The sequence below is a fragment of the Bradyrhizobium diazoefficiens USDA 110 genome (genome assembly GCF_000011365.1).
Lineage (GTDB): Bacteria > Pseudomonadota > Alphaproteobacteria > Rhizobiales > Xanthobacteraceae > Bradyrhizobium > Bradyrhizobium diazoefficiens.
Window position 1 is genome coordinate 1,552,952 of the sequence record NC_004463.1, and the last position, 24,418, is coordinate 1,577,369.

A 24,418-nucleotide genomic window follows, 5' to 3' on the forward strand; every position below is an offset into this window, starting at 1 on the left:
GAGGAAAAAGCAACATATTCCGTCGAAACCTCGCCTATATTGGGAACTTAAAGGAGTAGCCTCCTTCAAGACAGGAATGTTGATTTGGCCATTACCCGACGCGATCTCCTGCTCACCGGCACTGCGGCTGTAGCGCTCCCCGCCCTCGGTTCCGTCGCGGGCGTTCCCGTCATCGGCACGGCCGCGGCGCAATCTGCCGGAGAAGCGGCTTCAAGCGCGTTCCCTTGGCGCCATGCGTTGTCGCTGTTCGGAAAGGTCAAGTACCCCGCCGACTTCAAGCGCTTCGACTACGTCAATCCGGAAGCGCCCAAGGGCGGGGTCGCGCGCCAGATCGCGGTCGGCACGTTCGACAATTTCAACATCGTCGTCTCCGGTGTGAAGGGCCAGGTTTCCGGAGCCGTCGCATTCATCTACGAATCCCTGCTGACGCCCGCGCTCGACGAAGTCTCGACCGAATACGGCGCGCTGGCCGAAGCCGTCAGCCACCCGGACGATTTCTCTTTCGTCACCTATCGGTTGCGGTCACAAGCCAAATGGCATGACGGCAAGCCGGTGACCGCGGATGACGTGATCTTCTCGCTCGATTCCTTCAAGAAGCACCATCCGATGTACTCGGCGTACTACAGTCATGTGGTGAAGGCCGAAAAGGTCGGCGAGCGCGAGGTCAAATTCGTGTTCGACGCGCCGGGCAATCGCGAGCTGCCGCAGATTGTCGGGCAGCTCACGGTCCTGCCGAAGCACTGGTGGGAGGGAACGGACGCGCAGGGCCGCAAGCGCGATGTTTCTGCCACCACGCTCGAAGTGCCGCTTGGCTCCGGCCCCTACAGGGTCAAGGAATTCGTTGCCGGACGATCGATCGCGCTCGAGCGCGTTAAGGACTATTGGGGCCGCGACCTGCCCGCCAATGTCGGCCGCAACAATTTCGACGAGCTGCGCTACGAGTATTTCCGCGACGCCACCGTCGCGATCGAGGCTTTCAAGGCTGACCAGGTGGATTGGCGCACCGAGAACAGCGCCAAGAACTGGGCGACTGCCTACGACTTCCCGGCCGTCACCGAAAAGCGCGTGATCCTCGAGGAGTTCGCAAATCGCAGCTCGGGCGTGATGCAGGCCTTCGTGCCGAACCTGCGCCGCGCCAAGTTCAGCGATCCCCGCGTGCGCCGTGCGCTCAACTACGCGTTCGATTTCGAGGAGATGAACAAGCAGATATTCTACGGTCAGTACAAGCGCATCAGCAGCTATTTCGACGGCATCGAAGATCTCATGGCGACCGGCTTGCCGCAGGGCAAGGAGCTCGAGATCCTCGAAACCGTCCGCTCCGAGGTCCCGCCCGAAGTCTTCACGACGGCCTACACCAATCCGGTTGGCGGCAGTCCGGAAGCCGTTCGCGACAATCTGCGCGAGGCGCTGCGCCTGTTCAAGGAGGCCGGCTATGAGGTGCGCGACCGCAAGCTGATCGACGTCAAGACCGGCACACAGTTCTCCGTGGAATTGCTGAATTCCGATCCGAGCTTCGAGCGGATCACGCTGTTCTACAAGCCGTCGCTGGAGCGGCTCGGCATCGCCGTCAGCGTGCGGACGGTCGATCCCACCCAGTACGAGAACAGGACACGCGAGTGGGATTTCGACATCGTCACCAACTCGTGGGGCGAGTCGCAGTCGCCGGGCAACGAGCAGCGCGAATTCTGGTCGTCCAAGACGGCCGACATCGCCGGTTCGCGCAACATTGCCGGCATCAAGAATCCGGCGATCGACAAGCTGATCGAGCGGGTGATCTACGCCAGGGATCGCGACGATCTCGCCGCAGCGACCAAGGCGCTCGATCGCGTGCTGCTGTGGAATCACTATGTCGTGCCGCAGTGGACCTATACGAAGGTGCGCACCGCGCGCTGGGACCGCTTCGGCCGGCCGTCGGAATTGCCCAGATACGGTCAGTCCGGCTTCCCGTTCATCTGGTGGTACGACGCAGACAAGGCGGCGCGGATCGCAAAGAAGTCGTGAAGGACATTTCCCGCATGACGCAGATGTCACGCCGCCATGTGCTTGTTTTGGGTGCCGGCGGCGCCCTCGGTGCATCCCTTGGCGCACCGCTGCTGCGCGGCGCGCGTGCTTCGGAGGCGGGGACCGAGGCGCACGGCATTTCGGCATTCGGCGATCTCAAATATCCCGCCGGCTTCCGTCATTTCGACTACGTCAATCTGGACGCGCCGAAGGGCGGCACGTTCTCGCTCATCCCGTCGGTGAAGGCGTACAACCAGTCCTATCAGACCTTCAACTCGCTCAACGCCTTCATCCTGAAGGGCGACGGCGCGCAAGGCATGGACATGACGTTCGTGCCGCTGATGGTGCGCGCCAACGACGAGCCGGACGCGATGTACGGCCTTGCCGCCAAATCCGTGCGGATATCGCCGGACAGGCTGGTCTATCGCTTCACGATGCGGCCCGAGGCGAAATTCCACGACGGCACCAAGCTCACTGCTCATGATGCGGCGTTTTCGCTGACGGCGCTGAAGACCAAGGGCCATCCGCTGATCATCGTGCAGATGCGTGACATGGTCAGCGCGGAGGCGATCGACGACGCGACGCTGGTCGTCACCTTTGCCAAGGGACGCGCGCGCGACGTGCCGCTCTATGTCGCGAGCCTGCCGATCTTCTCGAAGGCGTACTATGCGTCCCGCCCGTTCGACGAAACGTCGCTGGAGATTCCGCTGGGCTCGGGTCCGTACAAGGTCGGCAGGTTCGAGGTCAATCGTTACATCGAATACGAGCGGGTGAAGGACTGGTGGGCCGCCGATCTGCCGGTTTGCCGCGGCAGCTACAATTTCGACGTCGTGCGCTATGAGTTCTATCGCGATCGCGATGTCGCCTTCGAGGGCTTTACCGGCAAGAGTTATCTTTACCGCGAAGAGTTCACCTCCCGCATCTGGGCGACACGCTATGACTTTCCGGCCGTGAAAGATAATCGCGTCAAGCTCGAAACCGTACCCGACGACACGCCGTCCGGCGCGCAAGGCTGGTTCATCAACACGCGGCGCGAGAAGTTCAAAGACCCGCGCGTGCGCGAGGCCCTGATCAATGCCTTCGACTTCGAATGGACCAACAAGACCATCATGTACGGCGCTTATGCCCGTACGGTATCGCCGTTCCAGAACTCCGATCTCATGGCGGGAGACAGCGCGCCTTCGCCGGAAGAACTGAAGCTGCTGGAGCCGTTTCGCGGTCAGGTTCCCGATGAAGTGTTCGCAGCACCGTTCACGCCGCCGGTCTCGGACGGCTCCGGGCAGGATCGAAGCCTGTTGCGCAAGGCGCAGCAACTGCTGAGCGAGGCCGGCGTGCCGATCAAGGACGGCAAACGGGTGCTGCCGAACGGCGACGTGTTCAGGATCGAGTTCCTGCTGGACGAGCCCTCCTTCCAGCCGCACCATGCGCCCTACATCAAGAACCTGGGCACGCTCGGCATCGAAGCGAGCGTGCGCCTCGTCGATGCCGTGCAACACAAGGCGCGCCAGGAAGATTTCGACTTCGACATGACGATCCAGCGTTTCAGCATGTCGGCGACGCCGGGCGATGCCATGCGTGCGTTCTTCTCATCGCAGGTTGCGAACACCAGGGGCTCGTACAATCTCGCCGGCGTTGCCAGCCCGGCCATCGACGCCATGATCGAGAAGATCATGGCGGCCGACAACCGCGAGGACTTGACGATCGCTTGCCGGGCCTTCGATCGGCTGTTTCGCGCCGGCCGCTATTGGGTGCCGCAGTGGTATAACAAGACGCACCGGCTCGCTTATTGGGATCTATTCGGTCATCCGCAGAAGCTGCCGCGTTACGCAAATGGCGTAGGCGCTCCCGATATCTGGTGGTCCGACCGCGCCAAGGCGGCCAAGCTCGAGCAGGCGAAATAATCATGAGCGCGTATATCGCCCGCCGCATCCTCCTGATGATCCCGACATTGCTCGGGATCCTCTTCGTCTCCTTCGTCGTCGTGCAGTTCGCGCCTGGCGGTCCTGTCGAGCGCGTGATTGCGCAGCTCTCCGGCGCCGATACCGGCGGCACCTCGCGCATTTCGGGCGGTAGCGACTTTGCGCAGCGTGCGCCCGGGCAAGTCGGCGCGGGCGGCGATTCCATCAACTCGAAATATCGCGGCGCGCAGGGGCTCGATCCTGATTTCATCAAGAAGCTGGAGGCGCAATTCGGCTTCGACAAGCCGGCACCGGAACGCTTCGCGCTGATGGTGTGGAATTTCGCCCGCTTCGATTTCGGCAAGAGCTATTTTCGCGACGTCAGCGTGATTCAGCTGATCAAGGAGAAGCTGCCGGTCTCGATTTCGCTCGGCATCTGGTTGACGCTGATCACCTATCTGATCTCGATTCCGCTCGGCATCCGCAAGGCGGTGAAGGACGGCACGCGTTTTGACACCTGGACGTCGACCATTCTCGTGCTGGGCTATGCCATTCCCGGCTTTCTGTTCGCAATCCTCCTCATCATCCTGTTTGCCGGCGGCTCCTTCTTTAACTGGTTCCCGCTGCGCGGACTGACTTCGGACGGCTGGTCGCAGTTTCCCTGGTACTGGAAGATCCTCGATTATTTCTGGCACCTGACGCTGCCGCTGATCGCCATGGGGCTCGGCGCGTTCACCACCATGACGTTCCTGACCAAGAATTCGTTTTTGGATGAGATTCGCAAGCAATACGTCATGACCGCGCGCGCCAAGGGCTGCAGCGAGGGCCGGGTGCTTTACGGCCACGTCTTCCGCAATGCGATGCTGATCGTGATCGCCGGATTCCCCGGGACCTTCATCCACGCCTTCTTCTCAGGCTCGCTTCTGATCGAGACCATCTTCTCGCTGGACGGGCTCGGGCTGCTGAGCTTCGAGAGCGTGCTCAACCGCGACTATCCCGTGGTGTTCGGCACGCTCTACATCTTTTCGTTGGTCGGCCTCGTGATCAACCTGATCTCCGACCTGACCTATATGTGGATCGACCCCCGGATCGATTTCGAGGCGCGGGAGGTCTGATGACGGTTATCGCGCCGACGCCGATCGAGACCACGACCCAGTCTCCGCTGGGTGAGATCGTTCCGATCACGCGAAAGCCGTTCGCGCCTTCGCCGCTGAATAGGCGGCGATGGCAGAACTTCAAGGCCAACCGCCGCGGCTATTGGTCGTTCTGGATATTCATCGCCCTCTTCGTGATCTCGCTGTTCGCCGAGCTGATCGCCAACGATCGACCTTTCCTGGTCAAATTCGACGGCCGTCTCTATTGGCCCGCCTTCGTGACTTATTCGGAAACCACCTTCGGCGGCGATTTCGAGACGGCTGCCGACTACCGCGACCCCTACTTGCAGAAGCTCATCAAGGACAAGGGCGGCGCCATCGTCTGGCCCCTGATCCGCTATTCCTACGACACTCACAATCTCGACTTGCCGACGCCGGCGCCGTCGCCGCCGACCTGGATGCTCACCGAAGCGCAATGCAAGCCGGTGGTCGAGAAGAAGGGGCTGAAGAGCTGCCGCGACCTCGAATACAACTGGTTAGGTACGGACGACCAGGGGCGCGACGTGGTGGCGCGGCTGATCTATGGCTTCCGCATCTCGGTGCTGTTCGGCCTTTGCCTCACGATCATCTCATCCGTCATCGGCATCGCGGCGGGAGCGGTACAGGGTTATTTCGGCGGCCGGGTCGATCTCATCTTCCAGCGCTTCATCGAGATATGGACGGCAATTCCGTCGCTCTATCTTCTCTTGATCCTGTCCTCGGTCCTCGTGCCCGGCTTCTTCGTGCTGCTCGGCATTCTCCTGCTGTTCTCCTGGGTCTCGCTGGTCGGTCTCGTGCGGGCCGAGTTCCTGCGCGGGCGCAACTTCGAATACATCCAGGCCGCCCGCGCGCTCGGCGTCTCCAACCCGGTCATCATGTTCCGTCACCTGCTGCCGAACGCGATGGTCGCGACCATGACGTTCCTGCCGTTCATCGTTTCCTCGTCGGTGATGACGCTGACGGCACTCGACTTCCTTGGCTTCGGCCTGCCGCCGGGCTCACCCTCGCTCGGCGAGCTGCTGTCACAGGCCAAGTCCAACGTGCAGGCGCCGTGGCTCGGTTTCTCCGGCTTCTTCTCGGTCGCGATCATGCTGTCGCTCCTGATCTTCATCGGCGAAGCCGTGCGCGACGCCTTCGATCCGCGCAAGACGTTCAGGTAAGCCAATGGACGCGATCAACCAGCCCCTGCTTGCCGTGCGCGACCTTTCGGTGGCCTTCCACCAGGGTGGCGCCACGACACTCGCGGTCGACAAGGTCTCGTTCCAGATCAAGCGCGGCGAATGCCTGGCGCTGGTCGGCGAATCCGGCTCCGGCAAGTCCGTGAGCGCGCTCTCGATCCTGAAGCTGCTGCCCTATCCGAACGCCTCGCATCCCTCGGGAAGCATCCGCTTCAAGGGACAGGAGCTGATCGACCAGTCCGAGCAGCAGATGCGGGAGGTCCGCGGCAGCGACATCTCCATCATCTTCCAGGAGCCGATGACCTCGCTCAATCCGCTGCACACGATCGAGGCGCAGATCGGCGAGATCATCCAGCTGCACAATCCCACCAGCAACGCGCTGGCGCGCAAGCGGACGCTGGAGCTGCTGACCCAGGTCGGCATCCCCGATCCGGAGACGCGGCTCAACAGCTATCCGCACCAGCTCTCAGGAGGCCAGCGCCAGCGCGTGATGATCGCGATGGCGCTCGCCAACGAGCCCGATCTGCTGATCGCCGACGAGCCGACCACGGCGCTCGACGTCACCGTGCAGGCGCAGATCCTGGCGCTGCTCGCCGAGATCCGCGCGCGGCTCGGCATGAGCCTGCTCTTCATCACCCATGATCTCGGCATCGTGCGCCGCATCGCCGACCACGTTTGCGTCATGAAGAGCGGCGAGATCGTCGAGCAGGGGCCGGTCGAGCAGGTGTTCAAGACGCCGAAGCATCCCTATACGCGCGACCTGCTCGCGGCCGAGCCGAAGCCGGATCCCGCGCCGCCGCAGCCGAATGCGCCGGTGGTGATGTCGGCCGACGATCTGAAAGTGTGGTTTCCGATCAAGCGCGGCTTGATGCGCAAGACGGTCGGCCACATCAAGGCGGTCGACGGCGTCAGCCTCGCCGTGCGCAAGGGCGAGACGCTCGGCGTCGTCGGCGAATCCGGCTCAGGCAAGACCACGCTGGGGCTGGCGCTGCTGCGGCTGATCTCCTCGAACGGGCGCATCGTGTTCCTGGGGAGAGACATCCAGGGCCTGCGCTTCAAGGAGATGCGGCCCTTCCGGCGCGACATGCAGATCGTGTTCCAGGATCCGTTCGGCTCGCTCAGCCCGCGCATGTCGGTCGCCGACATCATCGCCGAAGGCCTCACCGTGCATCAGCCGAAACTGTCGGGCGAGGAGCGTGAGGTGCGCGTCGTCAAGGCGCTCGAGGATGTCGGACTGAAACCAGACACCCGCTACCGCTATCCGCATGAGTTTTCCGGTGGCCAGCGCCAGCGCATCTCGATCGCGCGCGCGGTGGTGCTGGAGCCGGATTTCGTCGTGCTGGACGAGCCGACCAGCGCGCTCGACATGCTGTTCCAGGCGCAGATGGTCGATCTGTTGCGCGAGCTGCAGCGCAAGCGCGATCTCACCTACATGTTCATCTCGCACGATTTGCGCGTCGTCGCCTCGCTCGCCAGCCATCTGATCGTGATGCGCGGCGGCAAGGTGGTCGAGGAGGGGCAGGCGGCCGAGCTGTTCAAGAACCCGAAGAGCGATTACACGCGCGCGCTGTTCGCGGCAGCCTTCCGGCTGGAGACGGCCGGGAATGGATCGGTGGCGACGTAGCCCGGCATTCCGGTCGCGCGACAGCGCGAGCCCCAGGGACGCTTCTGCTGGTGGCCGAAGCGGACCGCACCTACCTGTCGCGTTGATCTACGCGGCGCGTTCCTTGTCTAATTGTTCCTCGACCGTGGTCGCTGTTTCTTCCAACTTCTTTTCGTAATTGCCCGCGAGCTTCTCAATACTATCGGCCCACATCCTCAGCATTGAGACCTGAAAGTGGATCATCGGCATCAAGGCATTCATGCCGATTGCTGTCGCTGCGGCGATGCGCCGTTGTGGGTCGCCCGCGAGATGGTTTGCAGTAACGGTCTTGTCTGCCATGCTGTTCGCTCCTTCGCGCTGGTGTTATGGCCTAAAGTCACCTCTCGGGTTGTGAATTGCGTGCTTTCAAACACTCGGCCAAAACTTGATCTGCCGCGAGTCGCGCACATTGGTCGTCATGCAATTCATCCAGTTTTTTCAAGTAGGCGACTGCGGCGATTTGCAGGAGATCGAAATCATCTTCGCCGGTATCGCGAAGACTGGCGATGTAGCGATAGAGGGCGGAACGCCTGTTATCATTCTCGCTGATGCCGCTGTGGAGCAGCAGGTAGTTCCGCCAAGCGAACGCACACGCGCCTTCTCTGGCCTGAGAACTCATGGGGCACCTCCCAAAGGCAGAAAGACTGACGACATGTTTCGTTCCGCAATTCTCCCAATTGTAACGTTGTTCCGTAGTTGCGCCGCGAGATGCCTATCAGCCGGGGCGGGTTGCCTTTCGAGTGACGGTTGCCCGAATGATCGTGCGTGTATTCCCTGGAAAATGAGCCTGGGGAACGTACGAGACTTCCGGTTCTCTCTGCGCTGGAGTGTCGCAGCCCGCTTCGCTCAAATATGTCGATATCCACGGTAATATCTGGCCGTCGAGCCGCGGAGGCGGTGATGGCTTCAAAGCTGTCTTCTGGCACTGTTGTCTTGCTACTGGTTGGAGCAACGGTGCTTTTGATCGCAAGTCGGCCACCTGTTTGGATGCTGCTGCTGCTCGGTTCCTTCGCGCTGGCGGCGCTGTATATCGTCGTGCGAACAAAGTCGCGTTACGATCCGCTCGATCCACGCTTCGGCAGCTGCATCCCTCCGATTTCCAAGCCGAAGGCCAGCGCCGGTAATGTGCCCAAGCAACATAGCGACGTCTGACATCCATCAGATGCGGATCCGCTTCCAAGACCGACATTCGGCCATACCGGTTTCAACGTCGCCTTCGGAGAGTAAAGCGGACGCGGCAAATTAGCGGTGAATTATGAGCACACGCCCTAGAGCCGCTTGATCGCCACGACCTCGCTGCCGGCCTGCTTGATCCGTGCAATGGCCGGCTCGATCGGCTCGATCACCGTCGCCATATGATGCGCGTTGGCGTGAACCATGGTGCCGGCGTCGCGGACGATGGCGACGTGGCCCTTCCAGAAGATTAGGTCGCCGCGTTGCAGCTTGCTCTGCCCGTGAGGCTCCAGGGCTCGTCCAAGGCCGGCCTGCTGCATGTCGCTGTCGCGCGGGCAGCCGGTGCCGGCCGCCGTCAGCGAGACCTGCACGAGACCCGAGCAATCGATGCCGAGGCTGCTCTTGCCGCCCCAGAGGTAGGGCGTGCCGACGAAGCGTTCGGCCACCGCAACGAAGTCCGGCTCGCGATGATCGAGCGGGCCGAGATGCGCCTTCGGCAGATAAGCTCCGTCGCGCGTCACCGCGAAGCTGCCGTCCTCGCGCGCCACCGCAATCTTCGATCCCATCACGAGCGTGCCGGCTGGCGGCAGCTTGATCGAGGGGCCCGGGAACGCAAACGTCCGCAGCGCGCTGACCTTGTGCGTCGGGGCGGCCGTCGGCTTCATGAGCGCCGCATCGGGAAGCCAGCCGACATAGCCGTCACTTCCCAGCTGGCCCCAGGCCCAGCCCTCGCCATTGCGATCGTAGACCGTGACGCGCTCGCCGCGCAGCGCCTCCGTCATCAGCATCGCGTCCGAGGACGGCTGTTCGCGCACCGCTGCAATCGCGTCCGTCACCTCGAATTCCTCGCCGGTGACGAAACGCTCCGCCTGCACCTTGCCTTCGAGATATTTGGCGGCGAGGTCGGCCCGCGCCGGTGTCAGCCTTGGATCGTGTCCTGGATCATGCATAGCGCTCGCTCAGCAATGTGTAGATGGCGCGCGCGGCCTGGCACTCGCCGCCTTCGGGGCGCGCCGGCTTCGCCGACGGCGTCCAGCCATAGATGTCGACATGCAGCCAGCTCTTGGCCTGCTCGACGAAGCGTTGCAGGAACAGCGCGCAGGTGATCGACCCGGCAAAGCCGCCGGACGGTGCGTTGGTGATGGTGGCGGTCTTGGAGTCCAGCCACGCATCGTAGGCCGGCCACAGCGGCATGCGCCACAACGGATCGTTCTCCTTGACGGCGCAGCGCGCGACGTCGGCGGCAAGCGTCTCATCATTGGTGTAAAAGGGCGGTAAATCCGGCCCCAGCGCGACGCGTGCAGCTCCCGTCAGTGTGCCGAGATCGATCAGCAGGTCGGGCTTCTCCTCGTCGGCGAGCGCCAGGGCATCGGCGAGCACGAGCCGCCCTTCGGCGTCCGTGTTGCCGATCTCGACCGTGATCCCCTTGCGCGATGTAAAAATGTCGAGCGGGCGGAAGGCATTGCCGGCGACCGCATTCTCGACCGCCGGAATCAGCACGCGCAGCCGGACCTTCAGCTTCGCGTCCATCACCATGCGCGCGAGCGCCAGAACGTTGGCGGCGCCGCCCATGTCCTTCTTCATGATCAGCATGCCGCTCGACGGCTTCAGGTCGAGCCCGCCGGTGTCGAAGCACACGCCCTTGCCGACCAGCGTCACCTTGGGATGGGCGGGATCGCCCCAGCCGATGTCGATCAGTCGCGGCGCGCGGTCCGAGGCCATGCCGACGGCGTGGATCAGGGGAAAATCCGTCCTCAGATCCTCGCCGATGGTGCAGGCAAAGCTCGCGCCGAATTCGCTGGCGAGCTCTTGGGCGGCTGCGGCGAGCTCCTCCGGCCCCATGTCGTTGGACGGCGTGTTGATGAGGTCGCGCGCCAGCATCGCGGCATCGGCCATGCGGCTGATCTCGACGGCGTCGACGCCGTCAGGCGGCACCAGGCGGACATCGGGGCCATCAGCCTTGCGGTAGCGAGCGAAGCGGTAGCAGCCGAGCGCGAAGGCGAGTGCGGCGAGCCGTGCATCGTGCGGTGCATTCGCAAAGCGATAGGTGCCCGGCGGCAACAGGCCGGGCAGGGCGCCCGGCCGGAACAGGTCGCGGGATCTTGCGCCCTCGTCCTCGAGGCCGAACAGCACTTGCGCGATCGTACCGCCGGGGGCGGGCAGGGCGAGATAGCCGCCCGGCTTGGCGGCGAAGGCGTTCGCCGTGGCGAACTGGCGTTGCGCCGGCGGCAGCGTCTCGGCGACCTGATCCCAGCTCGACTTGGTGACGAAGGTGATCGGGATGGCGGTTGGCGACGTCTCGAAGACAGAAGGCATTGGCGGGTCCAGGTCGTCAGATCAAGCTGGTTATGCGGATGAGGGAGACTTCGCAGAGTTTTGCGGTGGCCGCAATCGGCTTTGCCGTCACCGTTGAGCGAGCGGCTACTCGCAGCAAGGGGGCCATGCTAGGTTCCGGCAACGGCCGCCAGGTGCAAGGAGATCACCGGTGGCCGAAAGCGAAGCCTGCCGGGAGGAAATGCAATGGACGTCGTGTGGAGTATGGTCACTTTCATCGGCCAGGTCGTCGAGGCGATTTTCAGCTATGTCGAGCATCATCATTGGATCTTCGCGTTCCTTGCCGGCGGCTACGTCTTCTATCTCCACGACCGCTCCGTCCATGCGCGCTTCGATGCGCTCGACAAGCGCGTCGACGAAATCCGCAAGCGGCTTGCCATCGAATATTGATCGGGTGAAACGAAACCGGCGACGGGCAGATCTCCAGACCTGAACGAGCAGGCGAAGGCGCTCGGCCTCGACCTCGGTCTCGGCGGAGAGGTGCCGCCGCAGACGCCGTCGTGAGGGGCATCCCGGCGTTAACCGGCCATTAGGGTTAACAGTCTATTGCTGGCGCGTTCGGCTCGATCCATCCGCTCGAGAGTCAAAGCGTCATGCGTCAACGGTTCAGTCCTGCCCGGCTTCTCGCATCTGCCTCGCTCGTTGCGGTGGTGGCCATGAGCCTCGGCGGCTGCACGGCAATGTCAAAGCTCTCCGACGTCACCGGATCGATCGGGTCGCGCGCGGAGGCCTCCCCTCCCAGCGATCCCGCAGGCGCCGTCGAAGTCTATGGCGAGCGTTACCGTGCCAATCCCAAGGACGCCGAGGCCGCGCTCGGCTATGGCCAGGCCTTGCGCGCCAACGGCCAGCGCGCCCAGGCCGCCGCCGTCCTCGAGCAGGCGACCATCGCCAATCCCGGCAACAAGGCGCTGCTCGCCCTGTACGGCCGTGCACTCGCCGACAACGGCAATTTCCAGCAGGCCTTCGACGTGCTGTCGAAAGCGCATTCACCCGACAATCCGGATTGGCGTCTGCTCTCGGTGCAGGGCACGGCGCTCGATCAGATGGGCCGTCACGATGAGGCGCGTTCCTATTATGCGAGCGCGCTGAAGATCGCGCCGGGCGATCCCGGCGTGCTGTCCAATCTCGGCCTGTCCTACATGCTGTCGAGAGACCTTCCCAAGGCAGAAGAGGCGTTGCGGCAGGCCTACGCCTCGCCGCGCGCGAGCGCGCGGGTGCGGCAGAATCTCGGCCTGGTCGTCGGTCTCCAGGGCCGCTTTGCCGAGGCCGAGACCATCGTGAAGGCGGACCTGCCGCCGGAGCAGGCCGCGGCCAATGTCGCCTATCTCAAGGAAATGCTGAGCCGCAGCGACGCCCCGCGCGGCGCACCGAAGCGGACGCCCGTCGCCGCGCTCAGCCGACCCGACTGATCCGACCTGATCGTCTCATCCTAAAGCCGCACGCGCGAACCGCACGCGGCTCAAGTCTTGCGTCACTGCATCTCGGAGATCTTGATGCCGGTCGGCCCGAGAATGACGACGAACAGCACCGGCAGGAAGAACAGGATCATCGGCACCGTCAGCTTCGGCGGCAGCGCAGCGGCCTTCTTCTCGGCCTCGGTCATGCGCATGTCGCGGTTTTCCTGCGCCATGACGCGCAGGGAATGTCCGAGCGGAGTGCCGTAACGTTCCGCCTGCTGGAGCGCCAGACACACCGACTTGACGCCCTCGAGCCCGGTGCGCCGCGCCAGGTTCTCATAGGCGACCTTGCGGTCCTGCAAATAGGACAGCTCGGCGGTGGTCAGCGTGAACTCTTCCGACAGCGCGATCGACTGGCCGACGATTTCGGTGGCGACTTTCCGGAATGCCATTTCGACCGACATGCCGGATTCGATGCAGATCAGCAGCAGGTCGAGCGCGTCGGGAAAGGCGCGCTTGATCGAAAGCTGGCGCTTGGAAATCGCGTTCTTGAGGAACAGCATCGGGGCCTGAAGCCCGAGATAGGCGGCGCCGATGCAGATGCCGATCTTGACCGGCACCGGTTTCTCCATATGCGCGATCAGGAACACGTACAGGACCGAGCCCACGAACAGGGTGATCGGAGCGACCATGCGCGCAAACAGGAAGGTGATGTAGGGCGCCTGACCGCGGTAGCCGGCCATGATGAGCTTGTCGCGGGCAGCTTCCTGCGCGAGCCATTTGGTGAGGTTGAAATCCTCGACGACCTTGGAGACGAGCTGCTTCGGGGTCTGGCGCAGCGAGACCTTCTCGCTCTTGTTGAGGCGCTCGCGCTCGCGCTGCCGGATCCGCTCGCGCTCGCTCGCCACCGCCTTCATGCGCTTGGAGAGGCCTTCGCCGGCGAACAGCGGCATCACCAGCGTATAGACGGTAGCGCTGGCGGCGATGGCCGCCAGCAGCATGGTCATGAAACGGACGTCATGCAGTTTCGAAACCAGAAATTCGACCATACGCCACCGTCAGAAATCGAAGTTGATCATCTTCTTCATCACCATGATGCCGACCGACATCCAGACGACGCAGCCGACCAGCATGAGCTGGCCGGTAGGATGGGTCCACAGCAGGGAGATGTAGTGCGGCGTCGTGAGATAGACGAGAAACATCACGATCGGCGGCAGCGAGCCGATGATGGCGGCCGAAGCCTTGGCTTCCATCGACATCGCCTGGATCTTTTCCCTCATCTTCTTGCGGTCGCGCAGCACCTTGGAGAGGTTGCCCAGCGCTTCGGAGAGGTTGCCGCCCGACTTCTGCTGGATCGAGATGACGATGCCGAAGAAATTGGCTTCCGGCAGCGGCATGCGATCGTAGAGGCGCGAGCAGGCTTCGCCGAGCGGCATGCCGATCGCCTGCGTCTCGATGATGGCCAGGAACTCGCTGCGCAGCGGCTCGGGCGAATCGGCGGCGACCACCTTGATCGATTCGAACAGCGGCAGGCCCGCCTTGATGCCGCGGACGATCACGTCGACGGCGTCGGGCAGCGCGGCCAGGAATTTGCTTTCGCGGCGCTTCTTCAGGAAGCTGAGTGCCCAGCGCGGCAAGCCGAAGCCGCCGGCGAAGGCGAGGCCGGCGCCGCCGAGCAGGCCGCCACCGACGAACATGGCGGCTACGAACAGCACGCCCGCCACGACGGCGGACACGATCCAGAATTTCTGCGGCGTCCAGTCCAGCCCCGCCTGCGACAGGCGGATGTTGAGCGGAACGCTCTTCTCCTGCTGACGTCGTGCCTCGAGATCCTTCAGCGAAGTCTCGACCTGCTCACGGCGCGAGCGCTGGCTCTTTTCGGTCTGCTTGGCCGCGGGCGCGTCGGCGCGCGCGATCGAGGCACGGCGGTTTTCCGCCTTCCGCTCCCCGGACAGCAACGGATAGAGGAAGACCCAGGCGATGCCGCCGACAGCGGCGGTGGCGAGGAACGCGAGGGCGAGGACCTGCATGTTCATGGCGGCGCTGACCTGCTCACGTCGTTGGCGCCACTTCCGCCGCATCGAGTGCGGCGGCAAGGCGCTTCTCGTCGCCGTAATAGCGAGCGCGTTCCCAGAACTTCGGACGGCCGATGCCGGTCGAGCGGTGCCGCCCGATGATCTTGCCGTTGGCGTCCTCGCCGATCATGTCGTAGAGGAAGATGTCCTGGGTGATGATGGTGTCGCCTTCCATGCCCATCACCTCGGTGATGTGCGTGATGCGGCGCGAGCCGTCGCGCAGGCGCGCGGCCTGGACGATGACGTCGATCGAGGCGCAGATCATCTCGCGGATGGTCCGCGACGGCAGCGAGAAGCCGCCCATCGTGATCATGGATTCGCAGCGCGACAGCGCCTCGCGCGGGTTGTTGGCGTGCAGCGTGCCCATCGAGCCGTCATGGCCGGTGTTCATGGCCTGAAGCAGGTCGAACGCCTCGGGTCCGCGGACCTCGCCGACGATGATGCGTTCGGGGCGCATACGCAGGCAGTTGCGCACCAGCTCGCGCATGGTGATCTGGCCCTCGCCCTCGATGTTGGGCGGGCGGGTTTCGAGCCGCACCACGTGGGGCTGCTGGAGCTGAAGCTCGGCCGCGTCCTCGCAGGTGATGATGCGCTCGTCGTGCTCGATGTAGTTGGTGAGGCAGTTGAGCAGCGTGGTCTTGCCCGAGCCGGTACCGCCGGAGATCAGCACGTTGCAGCGGACGCGGCCGATGATCTGGAGGATCTCGGCGCCCTCCGGCGAGATTGCGCCGAACTTGACGAGCTGATCCAGCGTCAGCTTGTCCTTCTTGAACTTGCGGATGGTGAGTGCGGGCCCGTCGATCGACAGCGGCGGCACGATCGCGTTGACACGGGAGCCATCGGCAAGGCGCGCGTCGCAGATCGGCGAGGATTCGTCGACGCGCCGGCCGACCTGGCTGACGATGCGCTGGCAGATGTTGAGGAGCTGCTGGTTGTCGCGGAAGCGGATACCGGTGCGCTGGATCTTGCCGCCGACTTCGATGTAGACGGTGTTGGCGCCGTTGACCATGATGTCGGCGATGTCGTCGCGCGACAACAGCGGCTCCAGCGGGCCGTAGCCGAGCACGTCGTTGCAGATGTCGTCGAGCAGCTCTTCCTGCTCGGCGATCGACATCACGATGTTCTTGATCGCGATGATCTCGTTGACGATGTCGCGGATTTCCTCGCGGGCCGATTCCGAATCGAGCTTGGCGAGCTGGGCGAGGTCGATGGCCTCGATCAGCGCGCCGAAGATGGTCGCCTTGACCTCGTAGTAATTGTCCGAGCGGCGGGTTTCCATCGCCGGCGCAGGCCTCGCCGGGGCAAGCGGCGGCGAGGCGACGGCCGGCGGGGGCGGCGCGCGCGACACCGTCGGCGCCAGAGCCGGGGCAGGCTCTGGCGACACGGCGCCGGGCTTCGGGGCCCGAAGGTCGGTGTCTGTTCCGCTACGCTTACCAAACACTTAACGACTCCATGCGGCGGCTTATTTTCCCCGCAACTTATCAATCAGGGGTGAAAGCAGGGACGACTTTTGTTTCTTCGTTTCGCTGCGGCCGGTCAGGCGCTGGGCGATCTGGAGGAACATCTCGATCGATTTGTGGTTGGCGGAGATTTCCGCGATCATCTGGCCGTTGTTGGCCGCCGAGCCGAAGATCTGCGGCTCGAACGGGATCGAGACGACCGGCTGGCTCTCGATCGCCTTGGCGAACTCCGTCGCGGCGATTTCGGGACGTTTCGGCACTCCGACCTGGTTCAGGCAGTAGAGCGGCGGCCGGTCGTTGGGGCGCGAGGCCTTCAGCAGGTCGAACAGGTTCTTGGTATTGCGCAAATTGGCGAGGTCGGGCGCCGCTACAATCAGGATGTCGTCCGCCCCGATCAGAGCGCGCTTGGTCCAGCCCGACCATTGGTGCGGGATGTCGAGCACGATGCAGGGCATGGTGGAGCGCAGCGTGTCGAACACGGAATCGAAGGCGTCGGTGCCGAAATCATAGACCCGGTCCAGCGTCGCCGGCGCCGCCAGCAGGCTGAGGTGGTCGGTGCATTTCGACAGCAGGCGGTCGATGAAGGCGGTATCGACGCGATCGGGCGAGAACACGGCGTCCGCAATGCCTTGCGGCGGGTCCTGGTTGTAGTCGAGCCCGGCGGTGCCGAAGGCGAGGTCGAGATCGGCGACGACCGCGTCCATCGCGAGGTCGCGCGCGATCGCCCAGGCGACGTTATGGGAGATGGTGGACGCGCCGACGCCGCCCTTGGCGCCGACCACGGCGATGATGCGGCCGACCGCCTTGGCTTCCGGCGCGGAGAACAGGTTGCAGATCGAGCGCACGACGTCGATAGCGCCAACCGGCGCGAGCACGTAGTCGCTGACGCCGCGGCGCACCAGCTCGCGATAGAGCATGACGTCGTTGATGCGGCCGATCACGACCACGCGGGTGCCGGCGTCGCAGACGGTGGCGAGCTGGTCGAGCCCGCCCAGGAGGTCGTTGCGGCCGTCGCTCTCGAGCACGATCACGTTCGGTGTGGGCGCCGAGCGGTAGGCTTCGACCGCAGCCGCCATGCCGCCCATCTGGATCTTCAGGTGGGCCTTGCCGAGACGGCGATCCTCGCCGGCCGACTGTACCGCGGCAGCAGTTTCCACGGTCTCGCAGAAGGCCTGGACCGAGACGCGCGGCGCAGGCGCGATATGCTCTTCGGCCGGCGGCGGAGCTGCTTCCGGCTGCTCTTCGTGTGTTTGCCTGGCGTAGCTGATCATTTGCCGGTGTCGCTGAGTTTGGCCCTGTCGGCCTCAGGATAGGAGACCGCCGTCGGCACTCCCTTGCGATACTTCTCGAACGCAGCGGTGCGCCGTGTCGTATAGGAGGGTGTCTCCGGCCGCGGCTGCTCGAGGTCCGAGGGATTGTCGACCATGGCTGCGAGGTTGCGCTGATAGGCGCAGCCGTAATTGTAGTATTCCTTGTTCTCGAACCAGCCCTTGTTCTTCATCGAGGGGCCGATGTCCTCCGGCCACAGGCCGCAGGGGCCCGCGACTGCGGCGATCTTGGAATAGGTCAGCCGGATCGGCGGCAGGAAGCGCTTGTCTTCCGGCTGGTAGGGGCGGGCGATGATGCCGCGCGGCGGAACGCCCGCCGCCGCCAGCATCGCCTGGATCTCACGCATCGACTCCGCGACCGGACGCGCGTTGGGCGTGCCGGACGGCGCGTCGATATGGATGGCGCCGGTGCCCTCATGCAGCCAGGCCGATGCCAGGCCCATCACGTCGGCGCGCTGGGCCGCGGTCAACCCGCCGCGGGCGTGGCCGACGAAGACGACGATCGAGCGGTTCTGCTCCTCGATCGCGATCGGATGACGCTGCTTGTAGCTGTCGGGAATGGAGGCGGTGACCGCTTCGTCGTGCTGGCAGCCGCCGAGCGCAAGCCCGATGCCGACGAGCGCGCCACCGAAGCCGATGGCGCCTCTGCGAATCTGGGGTGGTCTTGTGGTCATAACGAAGTCCCCGTTCCGCCTTAGTCGGTGATGAAGCCGTAGGTGCCGCGGTAGTTCCGGCCCGGCTCGGTCCGGCCAGGCACGCCGTAGATGCGGTTGATGTTGCCGAGCAGCTCGACCTGCGGATCGGCAGGCGCGGAGAATCCGTCATCCGGCCGCGACAGGTCCTTTTGCGCCACTGCGCGAACGATATAGGGCGTCACGATCACGACCAGCTCGGTCGCGTTGTTGACGAAGTCGCGGCTGCGGAACAGCGTGCCGAGGATCGGAAGCTGCATCAGGCCCGGCAGCCCGCTGACCGCCTGCTTGGTCTGCTGCTGGATCAGGCCGGCCATCGCCATCGCGCCGCCGGAGGGAATCTCCAGCGACGTCTCCGCCCGGCGGGTCTTGATCGAAGGCACCGTGAGCGAGTTCACCGACGTCGAGGTCACGGCCTGCGACAGCGTGATCGCATTCTCGTTCGACAGTTCCGAGACCTCGGTCATCACCCGCAGGCTGATCTTGCCCTCGGTCAGCACCACGGGCGTGAAGTTGAGCGAGATGCCGAACTTCTTGAAGCTGATCTGGGTTGTACAGACATGCGTCGTGGGGTCGCACGCATAGCCCGCCGGTACCGGGAATTCACCGCCGGCGATGAAGGTCGCCGACTCGCCGGAGATCGCGGTCAGGTTCGGCTCGGCCAGCGTCCGGATCACGCCGGCGGTCTCCATCGCGCGCAGGGTGGCCTGCACCGACGGCGTCGCGCCGAACTTCGTGGTCAGACTGTTGCCGTCCACCAGATTTTTGCCAAGAGCGGTGAACGGGTTGGAGTTGCTGAAAGTCACCACCGATGTGCCGTAGTTGAGGTTGGCGGTGAGGTCGATGCCGAGCTGCTTGACGATGCTGCGCGCGACTTCGGCGACTGTCACCTTGAGCATGACCTGGTCGCGGCCGCGGACCACGATCGAGTTCACGACCTTGTCGGCGCCGCCGGCGAGGCGCGCGGCGAGATCGTTGGCCTGCTGCGCCTCCATCGGATTCGCCGCCGTGCCGGTCAGCACGATGCCTTCGCCGAGGCCGTCGATCTGGATGTCGGAATTGGGCAGGATCTGCTTCAGCGCGGCGCGCACGCCGTTGAGGTCGCGCTTGACCGCGATGTCATAGGCCGCGATCTGCTGGCCGGCGGAATCGAAGAACACGATGTTGGTCTGCCCGACCGCGGCGCCGATGATGTAGGCGCGCTGCGACGAGCGGACCACCGCATTGGCGATCTTGGGGTCGGCGACCAGCACATCCTTGATGTCGCGCGGAAGGTCGATCACGATGGACTTGCCGACGCCGAGCGAGAGGAAGCGCGCGTTCATCTGGCCGTCGGCCGCGACCGGCGCTGCGGGGCGGTAGTCGGCGGCGACCACGGGGGTCAGTGCCGGGTTGAGCACCAGCGCGAGGGCGGCCGAAAACGACAGGGCGCGGACCATTGAGGTTCGCATCGTCGCCAAATCTGCCCTGCATTTCATATCGACTGACCTCATCGTGCCTTCGCCGTCGAGCTTGGGATACCGTAGCGAATGATCGAAACGCCATCGCGCCTCTGTGCGGAATCATCGAGCGTGATCTCGCTCATCTTGACGTCGACGATGCTGCGCAGCGCCAGCGACAGCGTGCCGCTCTGGCGGGCGGCGGAAAGCGTCGCCGTCTGCGTGGGATTGAGCTCGAGGGTGACGGTCTTGCCGACCACCGTATTCTGGCCGTCCTTCTCCTTCGGCGCCTGGTCGATGGCCAGGACGCGGATGTTGGCCAGGATGATCTCGGACGTGACGATGTCGGGGGCGCCGTTGCTCGGGTCCGGGTTCTTGAGGCGGCGCGTCAGAAGCACGTCGACGCGATCGTTGGGCAGGATGAAGCCGCCTGCGCCGGTCTCCGGCGAGATCTCGGTCGAGATCGCGCGCATGCCGGTGGGCAGGATTGCCGCCATGAAGCCGGAGCCTTCGGCCTTGACCAGTTTCTGGTCGCGGATCGGCTCACCCTGGATGAAGGGGGCGCGCGCGATCGAACCGGTCACCTGGGTCACGCCCTCGGGGCGCTCGTTGCGGCGGATGAAGGTGGCGCTGGCCGTCGCGGCCGGCCAGGTCTGCCATTGCACGTCTTCCGGTTTCACGGTCTGGCCGAGGCCGATGTCGTTCTTGGCCACCAGCACGTCGACGGTTGGAAGCTGCGCGACCGGAGCCGCCGGAGGCGGCGCAGAATTGTCCGAGCCGCTCGCCAGGTACGCGGCGACACCGCCGGCGCAGATGGCGACCGTCAGGACGACAATGCGTGCCCTATTCATACGCTTCACTTTCCAACAAACGCCGCGACGCAGCCGCCGCCGTAATCGGCAGTTGACCAGCTATTCGTCAAAGCATGGTTAATGAGGCGTATCTAAATCGCCTTAACGCCTGGTTTACCCGGAGCGTTCAACGCAGTGCGAGATGAGCGAGGTCGATCGCCTTCACCCACTCGGTTTCCGGGTAGACCATCAGCGCGCTCAGTGCGAGCGCGATGCCATAGGGAATGCCGCTCTCCTTGGCGTGCAGTCGCGCAAGCCAGGCCTGGCCCGCGAGGCCGTAGGGCAGCGGCCATTGCCGGAACTGGAGCAGGAGCAGCGTCAGCGCTCCGCCGAACAGCGAGGCGTAGAGCAGGAAGTTCATCAATTGCGCGAAGCCGAACCAGAGCGCGACGGAGGCCGCGACCTTGGCGTCGCCGCCGCCGACCCAGCCCATCGCAAAACAGGTGAAGGCGACGACCAGGACAAGCGCGCCGGCGCCGACATGGCCCAGCATCTCGTAAGGTGCCATGCCACCGGAGAGGGCGAGCGCGAAGAAGCCTGCGACCAGCGCCAGCGAGACGCGGTTCGAGATCGTCATCGTGAAGAGATCGCTCGCGGCGGCGAACGCCATCAGGGCCGGGAAGAGCAGAAGGCGCGCAAGGTCGAGGATCATGGGCTGCGTCTTGAGGCCTGGGTTCGTCGCGATATCTGGCGTCGCCCGATGCTACCCGGCAGAGCTAAACAAACCGACAACGGCGGCTGTGGCCTTGACAGGGCGGATCGCGCGAGGCGTGCTCACCAGAGGCTGGCAATGCGCGCGGCGAGTGCGAGCGTCGCAAGCAGCAGTGCAAGGCAGACCCAGTAGGCCGGCGAGCCGGTCTGCGCCGCCTCCGCCTCGCTCGCCGCAACCGCGGCATCGGTTCTGTACTTGCGTAACGCCACTGGAACTCGCGGTACTCAGAAAAACAAAGGCCCCGGATGTCCGGGGCTTTTGCCGTCGCCTGTCGGTCGCTTACTTCAGCGAGGTGCTGATCGAGGTGAACTTGGTGTTCAGCGTGCTGCCGAGGTTGTTGACGACGGTGATGATGGCCAGCGCGATGCCGGCGGCGATCAGGCCGTATTCGATGGCGGTGGCGCCGGATTCATCCTTGGCGAAACGCGCAATCAGGTTCTTCATGAACAAACTCCATCTGGGGTTGGATCGCCTCGTTCGGCGCTGTCTTTGACGCTATGAGCATGAAAGCCGAGCTCTTTCGGTAGAGTTAATTCGATCGTGCAAACCCGATCCCTGCGCGATGCTTTTGCCCAGAGTGAATTTCGCCTTAAGGCCCGCTGGAATTCGCTGCGGTTCTAACGTACCGCAAGTGCGTCGCCGGCTTCACCCTCCCTTAAATTTCGCGGAGTAGGCGTAGGAGGACCAGCAATCCGGAAGAGAGGCGACGATGTCGAGCCTGCCCATGCAAGTCGCCCTGATGCTCGGCGAGACCATCGCGAAGGTGGTCCCCATCACTCTCGCGCTCGCGGCGGTCTTCACCGTGCTCGAGCATTTCTGGGCCTGCAATCCCGGCACGCCCTGGTGGCGCAAGCGGGAGATCGTCACCGACATCTGCTATTGGTTCTTCGTTCCGGTGTTCGCCCGCACTATGCGGATCGGGCTCTTGATCGTCGGCGCGAGTCTCCTCTTCAACATCCACGATGCCGACGGTCTCATCGCCTTCTACGACAATGGCCACGGCCCGCTGGCGCTATTGCCGCTCTGGGCCCAGGCTGTCCTCTTCCTGGTCCTGTCGGATTTCATGCTGTACTGGCTGCACCGGTTGTTCCACGGCGGCGAGTTCTGGAAGTATCACGCGATCCATCACTCCTCGGAGGAGATCAGCTGGATTTCGGCGGCCCGCTTCCATCCCGTCAATCTCGTGCTCGGCTCGATCGGGGTCGACGTCGTGCTGCTGATGGCCGGCATTTCCCCGAATGTCATGATCTGGCTTGCCCCGTTCACGACCTTCCACTCGGCCTTCGTGCACGCCAATCTGAACTGGACCTTCGGACCGTTCAAATACGTGCTGGCGACGCCGGTATTCCACCGCTGGCACCACACCTCGCTCGAGGAGGGCGGCGACACCAATTTCGCCGGGACCTTCCCGCTCTGGGACGTGCTGTTCGGCACCTTCCGCATGCCGGAGGGGCAACTGCCGCAGGATTACGGCAAGGACGAAGCGACCATGCCCAGGGAGATCGCGGGCCAGCTCGCTTATCCGTTCCGCCGCTAGCACGACCGCGAGGACCTTAAAACGCCAGTCCGCTCAAACAATAGTCGGCGAATTTGCGGAACGTTCACGAATTGAGGGCAGGTTAGCGCGGTCGGGCGCCGGCTCCGCTGTATCAATCGCTTCTGCCAGTTTGTGACGTCCCGGGGGTAAGAGTATGCGTAAAGAACTGCTGCGCCGCCATGCGCGCGTGTGTCTTCTGGTTGCGGCCGCGGTGCTGGCATCGCCGGCTGCCGGTCTTGCCGAATCCACCGCCGATACCATCGCCGTCAATGTCGACCAGGCCAAGCTGGTCCGGCTGCCCGGCAAGGTGGCGACCATCGTGGTCGGCAATCCCCTGATCGCCGACGTCACGCTGCAGCCCGGTGGCATGATCGTCGTGACCGGGAAGGGCTACGGCGCCACCAACTTCATCGCGCTCGACAGGGGCGGCGAGATCCTGGTCGACCGCCAGATCCAGGTCGAAGGTCCGAGCGACCGGCTCGTCACCGTCTACCGCGGGGTCGAGCGTGAGTCCTATAGCTGCATGCCGATTTGCCAGCGTCGCGTGACGCTGGGCGACAGCGACAACTTCTTCAACACCACGATGAGCCAGGCCGGTTCGCTGAGCAGCAATGCCAGCGGCAACGCCGGCGCGGGCGCCAAGACCAACTAGCAAGACCAACCAGCAGGCCAACTGGTAGGACCGCCCCGTTCTTCGAACATGAAAAAAAAGGCCGTGCGTCACGCACGGCCTTTTTCTATTGCGTTGGCTCGTTCGCGCGAGCCGAAGCTCCGTCGGCTCAGCCGGCGGAGCGAAGATTGTCGGCGGCCGACTTGCCGGACCGGCGATCGGCAACGATCTCGTAGGAGATCTTCTGGCCTTCGCGCAGCGTGCCGAGGCCGGCGCGCTCGACGGCGCTGATGTGCACGAACACGTCCTTGCCGCCGTCGTCGGGCTGGATGAAGCCAAAGCCCTTGGTCGCGTTAAACCACTTCACGGTTCCCATGCTCACGGGGGTAGTTCCTTCTCAGATACACAATGTAAGAGCCCGCTCGCGCGGGCAGGTTAGATCGAATTTCTGGAAGGGTCGTCAGCGTGTCTGAACCGGCTGTACCGGTGGATGCCAATGTCGTCCGGCCGAAAATCGATTAATTCATTTTATTGGAAATGAGGCTTCAAAACAATCCTGACGCGCACGATTTTTTGATCCGCCGCGATGTGCGCGGCAGATCAGCATACAGGTCAGCATTTCGATTCCGCGCTTGCGCGCGGAATCGTCGTTCGCCGCCTAGCGGCGGCGGAACTGGCCACCGCGCTGCGCGCCACCCCGCGGCGGTCCGCCGGATGTTGCGGGACGTTCGTCCTTGTGGCGGAAAATCAGCCGGCCCTTCTCGAGATCGTAGGGCGACATCTCCACCGTCACGCGATCGCCCGCGAGCGTCTTGATGCGGTTCTTCTTCATCTTGCCGGCGGTGTAGGCAACGATCTCGTGCCCGGCGTCGAGCTGCACGCGGTAGCGGGCGTCGGGGAGGATTTCGGTGACCAGTCCTTCGAACTGGATCAGCTCTTCCTTAGCCATGAATGTCTC

Annotated in this window: 26 protein-coding genes; 10 read left to right on the forward strand and 16 right to left on the reverse strand. The window is 64.0% G+C overall.

The window, feature by feature from the left end; all coding sequences use genetic code 11:
- The first annotated feature begins 84 nt into the window (after positions 1 to 84).
- From BJA_RS07280 to BJA_RS07300, 5 genes are read left to right on the forward strand one after another with little or no spacing between them, the layout of a single operon-like run.
- Positions 85 to 2,001 carry an extracellular solute-binding protein gene (locus tag BJA_RS07280; RefSeq protein ID WP_011084241.1) on the forward strand — a complete coding sequence of 639 codons (1,917 nt, stop codon included), beginning with the start codon at positions 85 to 87 and terminating at the stop codon, positions 1,999 to 2,001.
- Positions 2,002 to 2,015: 14 nt separating this feature from the next.
- The gene (locus BJA_RS07285) at positions 2,016 to 3,902 is read left to right on the forward strand and encodes an extracellular solute-binding protein (protein ID WP_028173514.1); all 1,887 of its coding nucleotides are present in this window, start codon (positions 2,016 to 2,018) and stop codon (positions 3,900 to 3,902) included.
- Positions 3,903 to 3,904: 2 nt separating this feature from the next.
- Complete coding sequence (locus tag BJA_RS07290) at positions 3,905 to 5,014, forward strand: microcin C ABC transporter permease YejB (RefSeq protein ID WP_011084243.1); 1,110 nt, start codon at positions 3,905 to 3,907, stop codon at positions 5,012 to 5,014.
- On the forward strand, positions 5,014 to 6,192 hold the full coding sequence (locus BJA_RS07295; protein WP_028173513.1) for an ABC transporter permease: 1,179 nt from the start codon (positions 5,014 to 5,016) through the stop codon (positions 6,190 to 6,192). Before BJA_RS07290 ends, BJA_RS07295 begins: the two co-directional genes overlap by 1 nt.
- 4 nt (positions 6,193 to 6,196) lie before the next feature.
- Complete coding sequence (locus BJA_RS07300; RefSeq protein ID WP_038965361.1) at positions 6,197 to 7,834, forward strand: ABC transporter ATP-binding protein; 1,638 nt, start codon at positions 6,197 to 6,199, stop codon at positions 7,832 to 7,834.
- Positions 7,835 to 7,921: 87 nt separating this feature from the next.
- Here the strand turns inward: BJA_RS07300 and BJA_RS07305 are convergent, their stop codons facing one another.
- Both BJA_RS07305 and BJA_RS07310 read right to left on the reverse strand, forming a co-directional pair.
- The gene (locus tag BJA_RS07305; RefSeq protein ID WP_028173511.1) at positions 7,922 to 8,152 is read right to left on the reverse strand and encodes a hypothetical protein; all 231 of its coding nucleotides are present in this window, start codon (positions 8,150 to 8,152) and stop codon (positions 7,922 to 7,924) included.
- Positions 8,153 to 8,189: 37 nt separating this feature from the next.
- The gene (locus BJA_RS07310) at positions 8,190 to 8,471 is read right to left on the reverse strand and encodes a hypothetical protein (protein WP_038965362.1); all 282 of its coding nucleotides are present in this window, start codon (positions 8,469 to 8,471) and stop codon (positions 8,190 to 8,192) included.
- Between the two features lie 281 nt (positions 8,472 to 8,752).
- Between BJA_RS07310 and BJA_RS07315 the strand changes: the two genes are divergently transcribed.
- A complete protein-coding gene (locus tag BJA_RS07315; protein ID WP_162494041.1) occupies positions 8,753 to 9,004 on the forward strand; it encodes a hypothetical protein in 252 nt (83 codons plus the stop codon).
- Between the two features lie 116 nt (positions 9,005 to 9,120).
- Here the strand turns inward: BJA_RS07315 and BJA_RS07320 are convergent, their stop codons facing one another.
- On the reverse strand, positions 9,121 to 9,975 hold the full coding sequence (locus BJA_RS07320) for a C40 family peptidase (RefSeq protein WP_011084247.1): 855 nt from the start codon (positions 9,973 to 9,975) through the stop codon (positions 9,121 to 9,123).
- Complete coding sequence (locus BJA_RS07325) at positions 9,968 to 11,341, reverse strand: leucyl aminopeptidase family protein (RefSeq protein WP_011084248.1); 1,374 nt, start codon at positions 11,339 to 11,341, stop codon at positions 9,968 to 9,970. The genes BJA_RS07320 and BJA_RS07325 overlap by 8 nt, the downstream gene beginning before the upstream one ends.
- Before the next feature lie 204 nt (positions 11,342 to 11,545).
- Between BJA_RS07325 and BJA_RS07330 the strand changes: the two genes are divergently transcribed.
- Both BJA_RS07330 and BJA_RS07335 read left to right on the forward strand, forming a co-directional pair.
- Entirely contained in the window at positions 11,546 to 11,749 is a 204-nt protein-coding gene (locus tag BJA_RS07330) for a hypothetical protein (RefSeq protein ID WP_011084249.1), read from the forward strand.
- Between the two features lie 203 nt (positions 11,750 to 11,952).
- Positions 11,953 to 12,768: a tetratricopeptide repeat protein gene (locus BJA_RS07335; protein ID WP_011084250.1), complete on the forward strand. Its 816-nt coding sequence runs from the start codon at positions 11,953 to 11,955 to the stop codon at positions 12,766 to 12,768.
- Positions 12,769 to 12,830: 62 nt separating this feature from the next.
- On the opposite strand, the gene BJA_RS07340 is transcribed toward BJA_RS07335, so the two are convergent.
- The 10 genes from BJA_RS07340 to BJA_RS07380 all read right to left on the reverse strand — a co-directional run bounded on the left by BJA_RS07340 (position 12,831) and on the right by BJA_RS07380 (position 21,757).
- Positions 12,831 to 13,805, reverse strand: a complete 975-nt coding sequence (locus BJA_RS07340; RefSeq protein WP_011084251.1) for a type II secretion system F family protein — start codon at positions 13,803 to 13,805, stop codon at positions 12,831 to 12,833.
- 9 nt (positions 13,806 to 13,814) lie between these two features.
- Positions 13,815 to 14,792 (reverse strand): type II secretion system F family protein, encoded by a 978-nt coding sequence (locus BJA_RS07345; protein WP_028173506.1) that lies wholly within the window; start codon positions 14,790 to 14,792, stop codon positions 13,815 to 13,817.
- A gap of 16 nt (positions 14,793 to 14,808) precedes the next feature.
- Entirely contained in the window at positions 14,809 to 16,272 is a 1,464-nt protein-coding gene (locus BJA_RS07350; protein WP_011084253.1) for a CpaF family protein, read from the reverse strand.
- 21 nt (positions 16,273 to 16,293) lie between these two features.
- Positions 16,294 to 17,562 (reverse strand): AAA family ATPase, encoded by a 1,269-nt coding sequence (locus BJA_RS07355; RefSeq protein ID WP_011084254.1) that lies wholly within the window; start codon positions 17,560 to 17,562, stop codon positions 16,294 to 16,296.
- Positions 17,559 to 18,293, reverse strand: a complete 735-nt coding sequence (locus BJA_RS07360) for a CpaD family pilus assembly protein (protein WP_011084255.1) — start codon at positions 18,291 to 18,293, stop codon at positions 17,559 to 17,561. Before BJA_RS07360 ends, BJA_RS07355 begins: the two co-directional genes overlap by 4 nt.
- 20 nt (positions 18,294 to 18,313) lie before the next feature.
- Positions 18,314 to 19,789, reverse strand: coding sequence for a type II and III secretion system protein family protein (locus tag BJA_RS07365; protein ID WP_028173504.1), 1,476 nt, complete (start codon positions 19,787 to 19,789; stop codon positions 18,314 to 18,316).
- 11 nt (positions 19,790 to 19,800) lie between these two features.
- Positions 19,801 to 20,601: a Flp pilus assembly protein CpaB gene (cpaB, locus tag BJA_RS07370; RefSeq protein ID WP_038965364.1), complete on the reverse strand. Its 801-nt coding sequence runs from the start codon at positions 20,599 to 20,601 to the stop codon at positions 19,801 to 19,803.
- Between the two features lie 127 nt (positions 20,602 to 20,728).
- Positions 20,729 to 21,253, reverse strand: a complete 525-nt coding sequence (locus tag BJA_RS07375; RefSeq protein WP_011084258.1) for an A24 family peptidase — start codon at positions 21,251 to 21,253, stop codon at positions 20,729 to 20,731.
- Positions 21,254 to 21,375: 122 nt separating this feature from the next.
- Entirely contained in the window at positions 21,376 to 21,522 is a 147-nt protein-coding gene (locus BJA_RS42190; RefSeq protein ID WP_165448137.1) for a hypothetical protein, read from the reverse strand.
- Positions 21,523 to 21,592: 70 nt separating this feature from the next.
- Complete coding sequence (locus BJA_RS07380; RefSeq protein ID WP_011084259.1) at positions 21,593 to 21,757, reverse strand: Flp family type IVb pilin; 165 nt, start codon at positions 21,755 to 21,757, stop codon at positions 21,593 to 21,595.
- A gap of 265 nt (positions 21,758 to 22,022) precedes the next feature.
- On the opposite strand from BJA_RS07380, the gene BJA_RS07385 reads away from it, so the two are divergent.
- Together BJA_RS07385 and BJA_RS07390 are read left to right on the forward strand one after the other, a co-directional pair.
- Positions 22,023 to 22,850 carry a sterol desaturase family protein gene (locus BJA_RS07385; RefSeq protein WP_011084260.1) on the forward strand — a complete coding sequence of 276 codons (828 nt, stop codon included), beginning with the start codon at positions 22,023 to 22,025 and terminating at the stop codon, positions 22,848 to 22,850.
- 154 nt (positions 22,851 to 23,004) lie between these two features.
- The gene (locus BJA_RS07390) at positions 23,005 to 23,502 is read left to right on the forward strand and encodes a pilus assembly protein N-terminal domain-containing protein (RefSeq protein WP_011084261.1); all 498 of its coding nucleotides are present in this window, start codon (positions 23,005 to 23,007) and stop codon (positions 23,500 to 23,502) included.
- A 127-nt stretch (positions 23,503 to 23,629) separates the two neighbouring features.
- Here the strand turns inward: BJA_RS07390 and BJA_RS07395 are convergent, their stop codons facing one another.
- Positions 23,630 to 23,842: a cold-shock protein gene (locus BJA_RS07395; RefSeq protein ID WP_011084262.1), complete on the reverse strand. Its 213-nt coding sequence runs from the start codon at positions 23,840 to 23,842 to the stop codon at positions 23,630 to 23,632.
- A 276-nt stretch (positions 23,843 to 24,118) separates the two neighbouring features.
- Positions 24,119 to 24,409: a translation initiation factor IF-1 gene (gene infA / locus BJA_RS07400; protein WP_011084263.1), complete on the reverse strand. Its 291-nt coding sequence runs from the start codon at positions 24,407 to 24,409 to the stop codon at positions 24,119 to 24,121.
- Between the last annotated feature and the right edge of the window lie 9 nt (positions 24,410 to 24,418).

Excerpts from the sequence above, each read along its gene's own strand:
- BJA_RS07320 (WP_011084247.1), bottom strand. The coding sequence starts at position 9,975 with ATGCATGATCCAGGACACGATCCAAGGCTGACACCGGCGCGGGCCGAC.
- BJA_RS07355 (WP_011084254.1), bottom strand. The coding sequence starts at position 17,562 with ATGATCAGCTACGCCAGGCAAACACACGAAGAGCAGCCGGAAGCAGCT.
- BJA_RS07310 (WP_038965362.1), bottom strand. The coding sequence starts at position 8,471 with ATGAGTTCTCAGGCCAGAGAAGGCGCGTGTGCGTTCGCTTGGCGGAAC.
- BJA_RS07385 (WP_011084260.1), top strand. The coding sequence starts at position 22,023 with ATGTCGAGCCTGCCCATGCAAGTCGCCCTGATGCTCGGCGAGACCATC.
- BJA_RS07365 (WP_028173504.1), bottom strand. The coding sequence starts at position 19,789 with ATGAAATGCAGGGCAGATTTGGCGACGATGCGAACCTCAATGGTCCGC.
- infA (WP_011084263.1), bottom strand. The coding sequence starts at position 24,409 with ATGGCTAAGGAAGAGCTGATCCAGTTCGAAGGACTGGTCACCGAAATC.
- BJA_RS07360 (WP_011084255.1), bottom strand. The coding sequence starts at position 18,293 with ATGACCACAAGACCACCCCAGATTCGCAGAGGCGCCATCGGCTTCGGT.
- BJA_RS07340 (WP_011084251.1), bottom strand. The coding sequence starts at position 13,805 with ATGGTCGAATTTCTGGTTTCGAAACTGCATGACGTCCGTTTCATGACC.
- BJA_RS07300 (WP_038965361.1), top strand. The coding sequence starts at position 6,197 with ATGGACGCGATCAACCAGCCCCTGCTTGCCGTGCGCGACCTTTCGGTG.
- BJA_RS07335 (WP_011084250.1), top strand. The coding sequence starts at position 11,953 with ATGCGTCAACGGTTCAGTCCTGCCCGGCTTCTCGCATCTGCCTCGCTC.
- BJA_RS07295 (WP_028173513.1), top strand. The coding sequence starts at position 5,014 with ATGACGGTTATCGCGCCGACGCCGATCGAGACCACGACCCAGTCTCCG.
- BJA_RS07380 (WP_011084259.1), bottom strand. The coding sequence starts at position 21,757 with ATGAAGAACCTGATTGCGCGTTTCGCCAAGGATGAATCCGGCGCCACC.
- BJA_RS07305 (WP_028173511.1), bottom strand. The coding sequence starts at position 8,152 with ATGGCAGACAAGACCGTTACTGCAAACCATCTCGCGGGCGACCCACAA.
- BJA_RS07325 (WP_011084248.1), bottom strand. The coding sequence starts at position 11,341 with ATGCCTTCTGTCTTCGAGACGTCGCCAACCGCCATCCCGATCACCTTC.
- BJA_RS07330 (WP_011084249.1), top strand. The coding sequence starts at position 11,546 with ATGGACGTCGTGTGGAGTATGGTCACTTTCATCGGCCAGGTCGTCGAG.
- BJA_RS07390 (WP_011084261.1), top strand. The coding sequence starts at position 23,005 with ATGCGTAAAGAACTGCTGCGCCGCCATGCGCGCGTGTGTCTTCTGGTT.
- BJA_RS07345 (WP_028173506.1), bottom strand. The coding sequence starts at position 14,792 with ATGAACATGCAGGTCCTCGCCCTCGCGTTCCTCGCCACCGCCGCTGTC.
- BJA_RS07315 (WP_162494041.1), top strand. The coding sequence starts at position 8,753 with ATGGCTTCAAAGCTGTCTTCTGGCACTGTTGTCTTGCTACTGGTTGGA.
- cpaB (WP_038965364.1), bottom strand. The coding sequence starts at position 20,601 with ATGAATAGGGCACGCATTGTCGTCCTGACGGTCGCCATCTGCGCCGGC.
- BJA_RS07285 (WP_028173514.1), top strand. The coding sequence starts at position 2,016 with ATGACGCAGATGTCACGCCGCCATGTGCTTGTTTTGGGTGCCGGCGGC.
- BJA_RS07290 (WP_011084243.1), top strand. The coding sequence starts at position 3,905 with ATGAGCGCGTATATCGCCCGCCGCATCCTCCTGATGATCCCGACATTG.
- BJA_RS07375 (WP_011084258.1), bottom strand. The coding sequence starts at position 21,253 with ATGATCCTCGACCTTGCGCGCCTTCTGCTCTTCCCGGCCCTGATGGCG.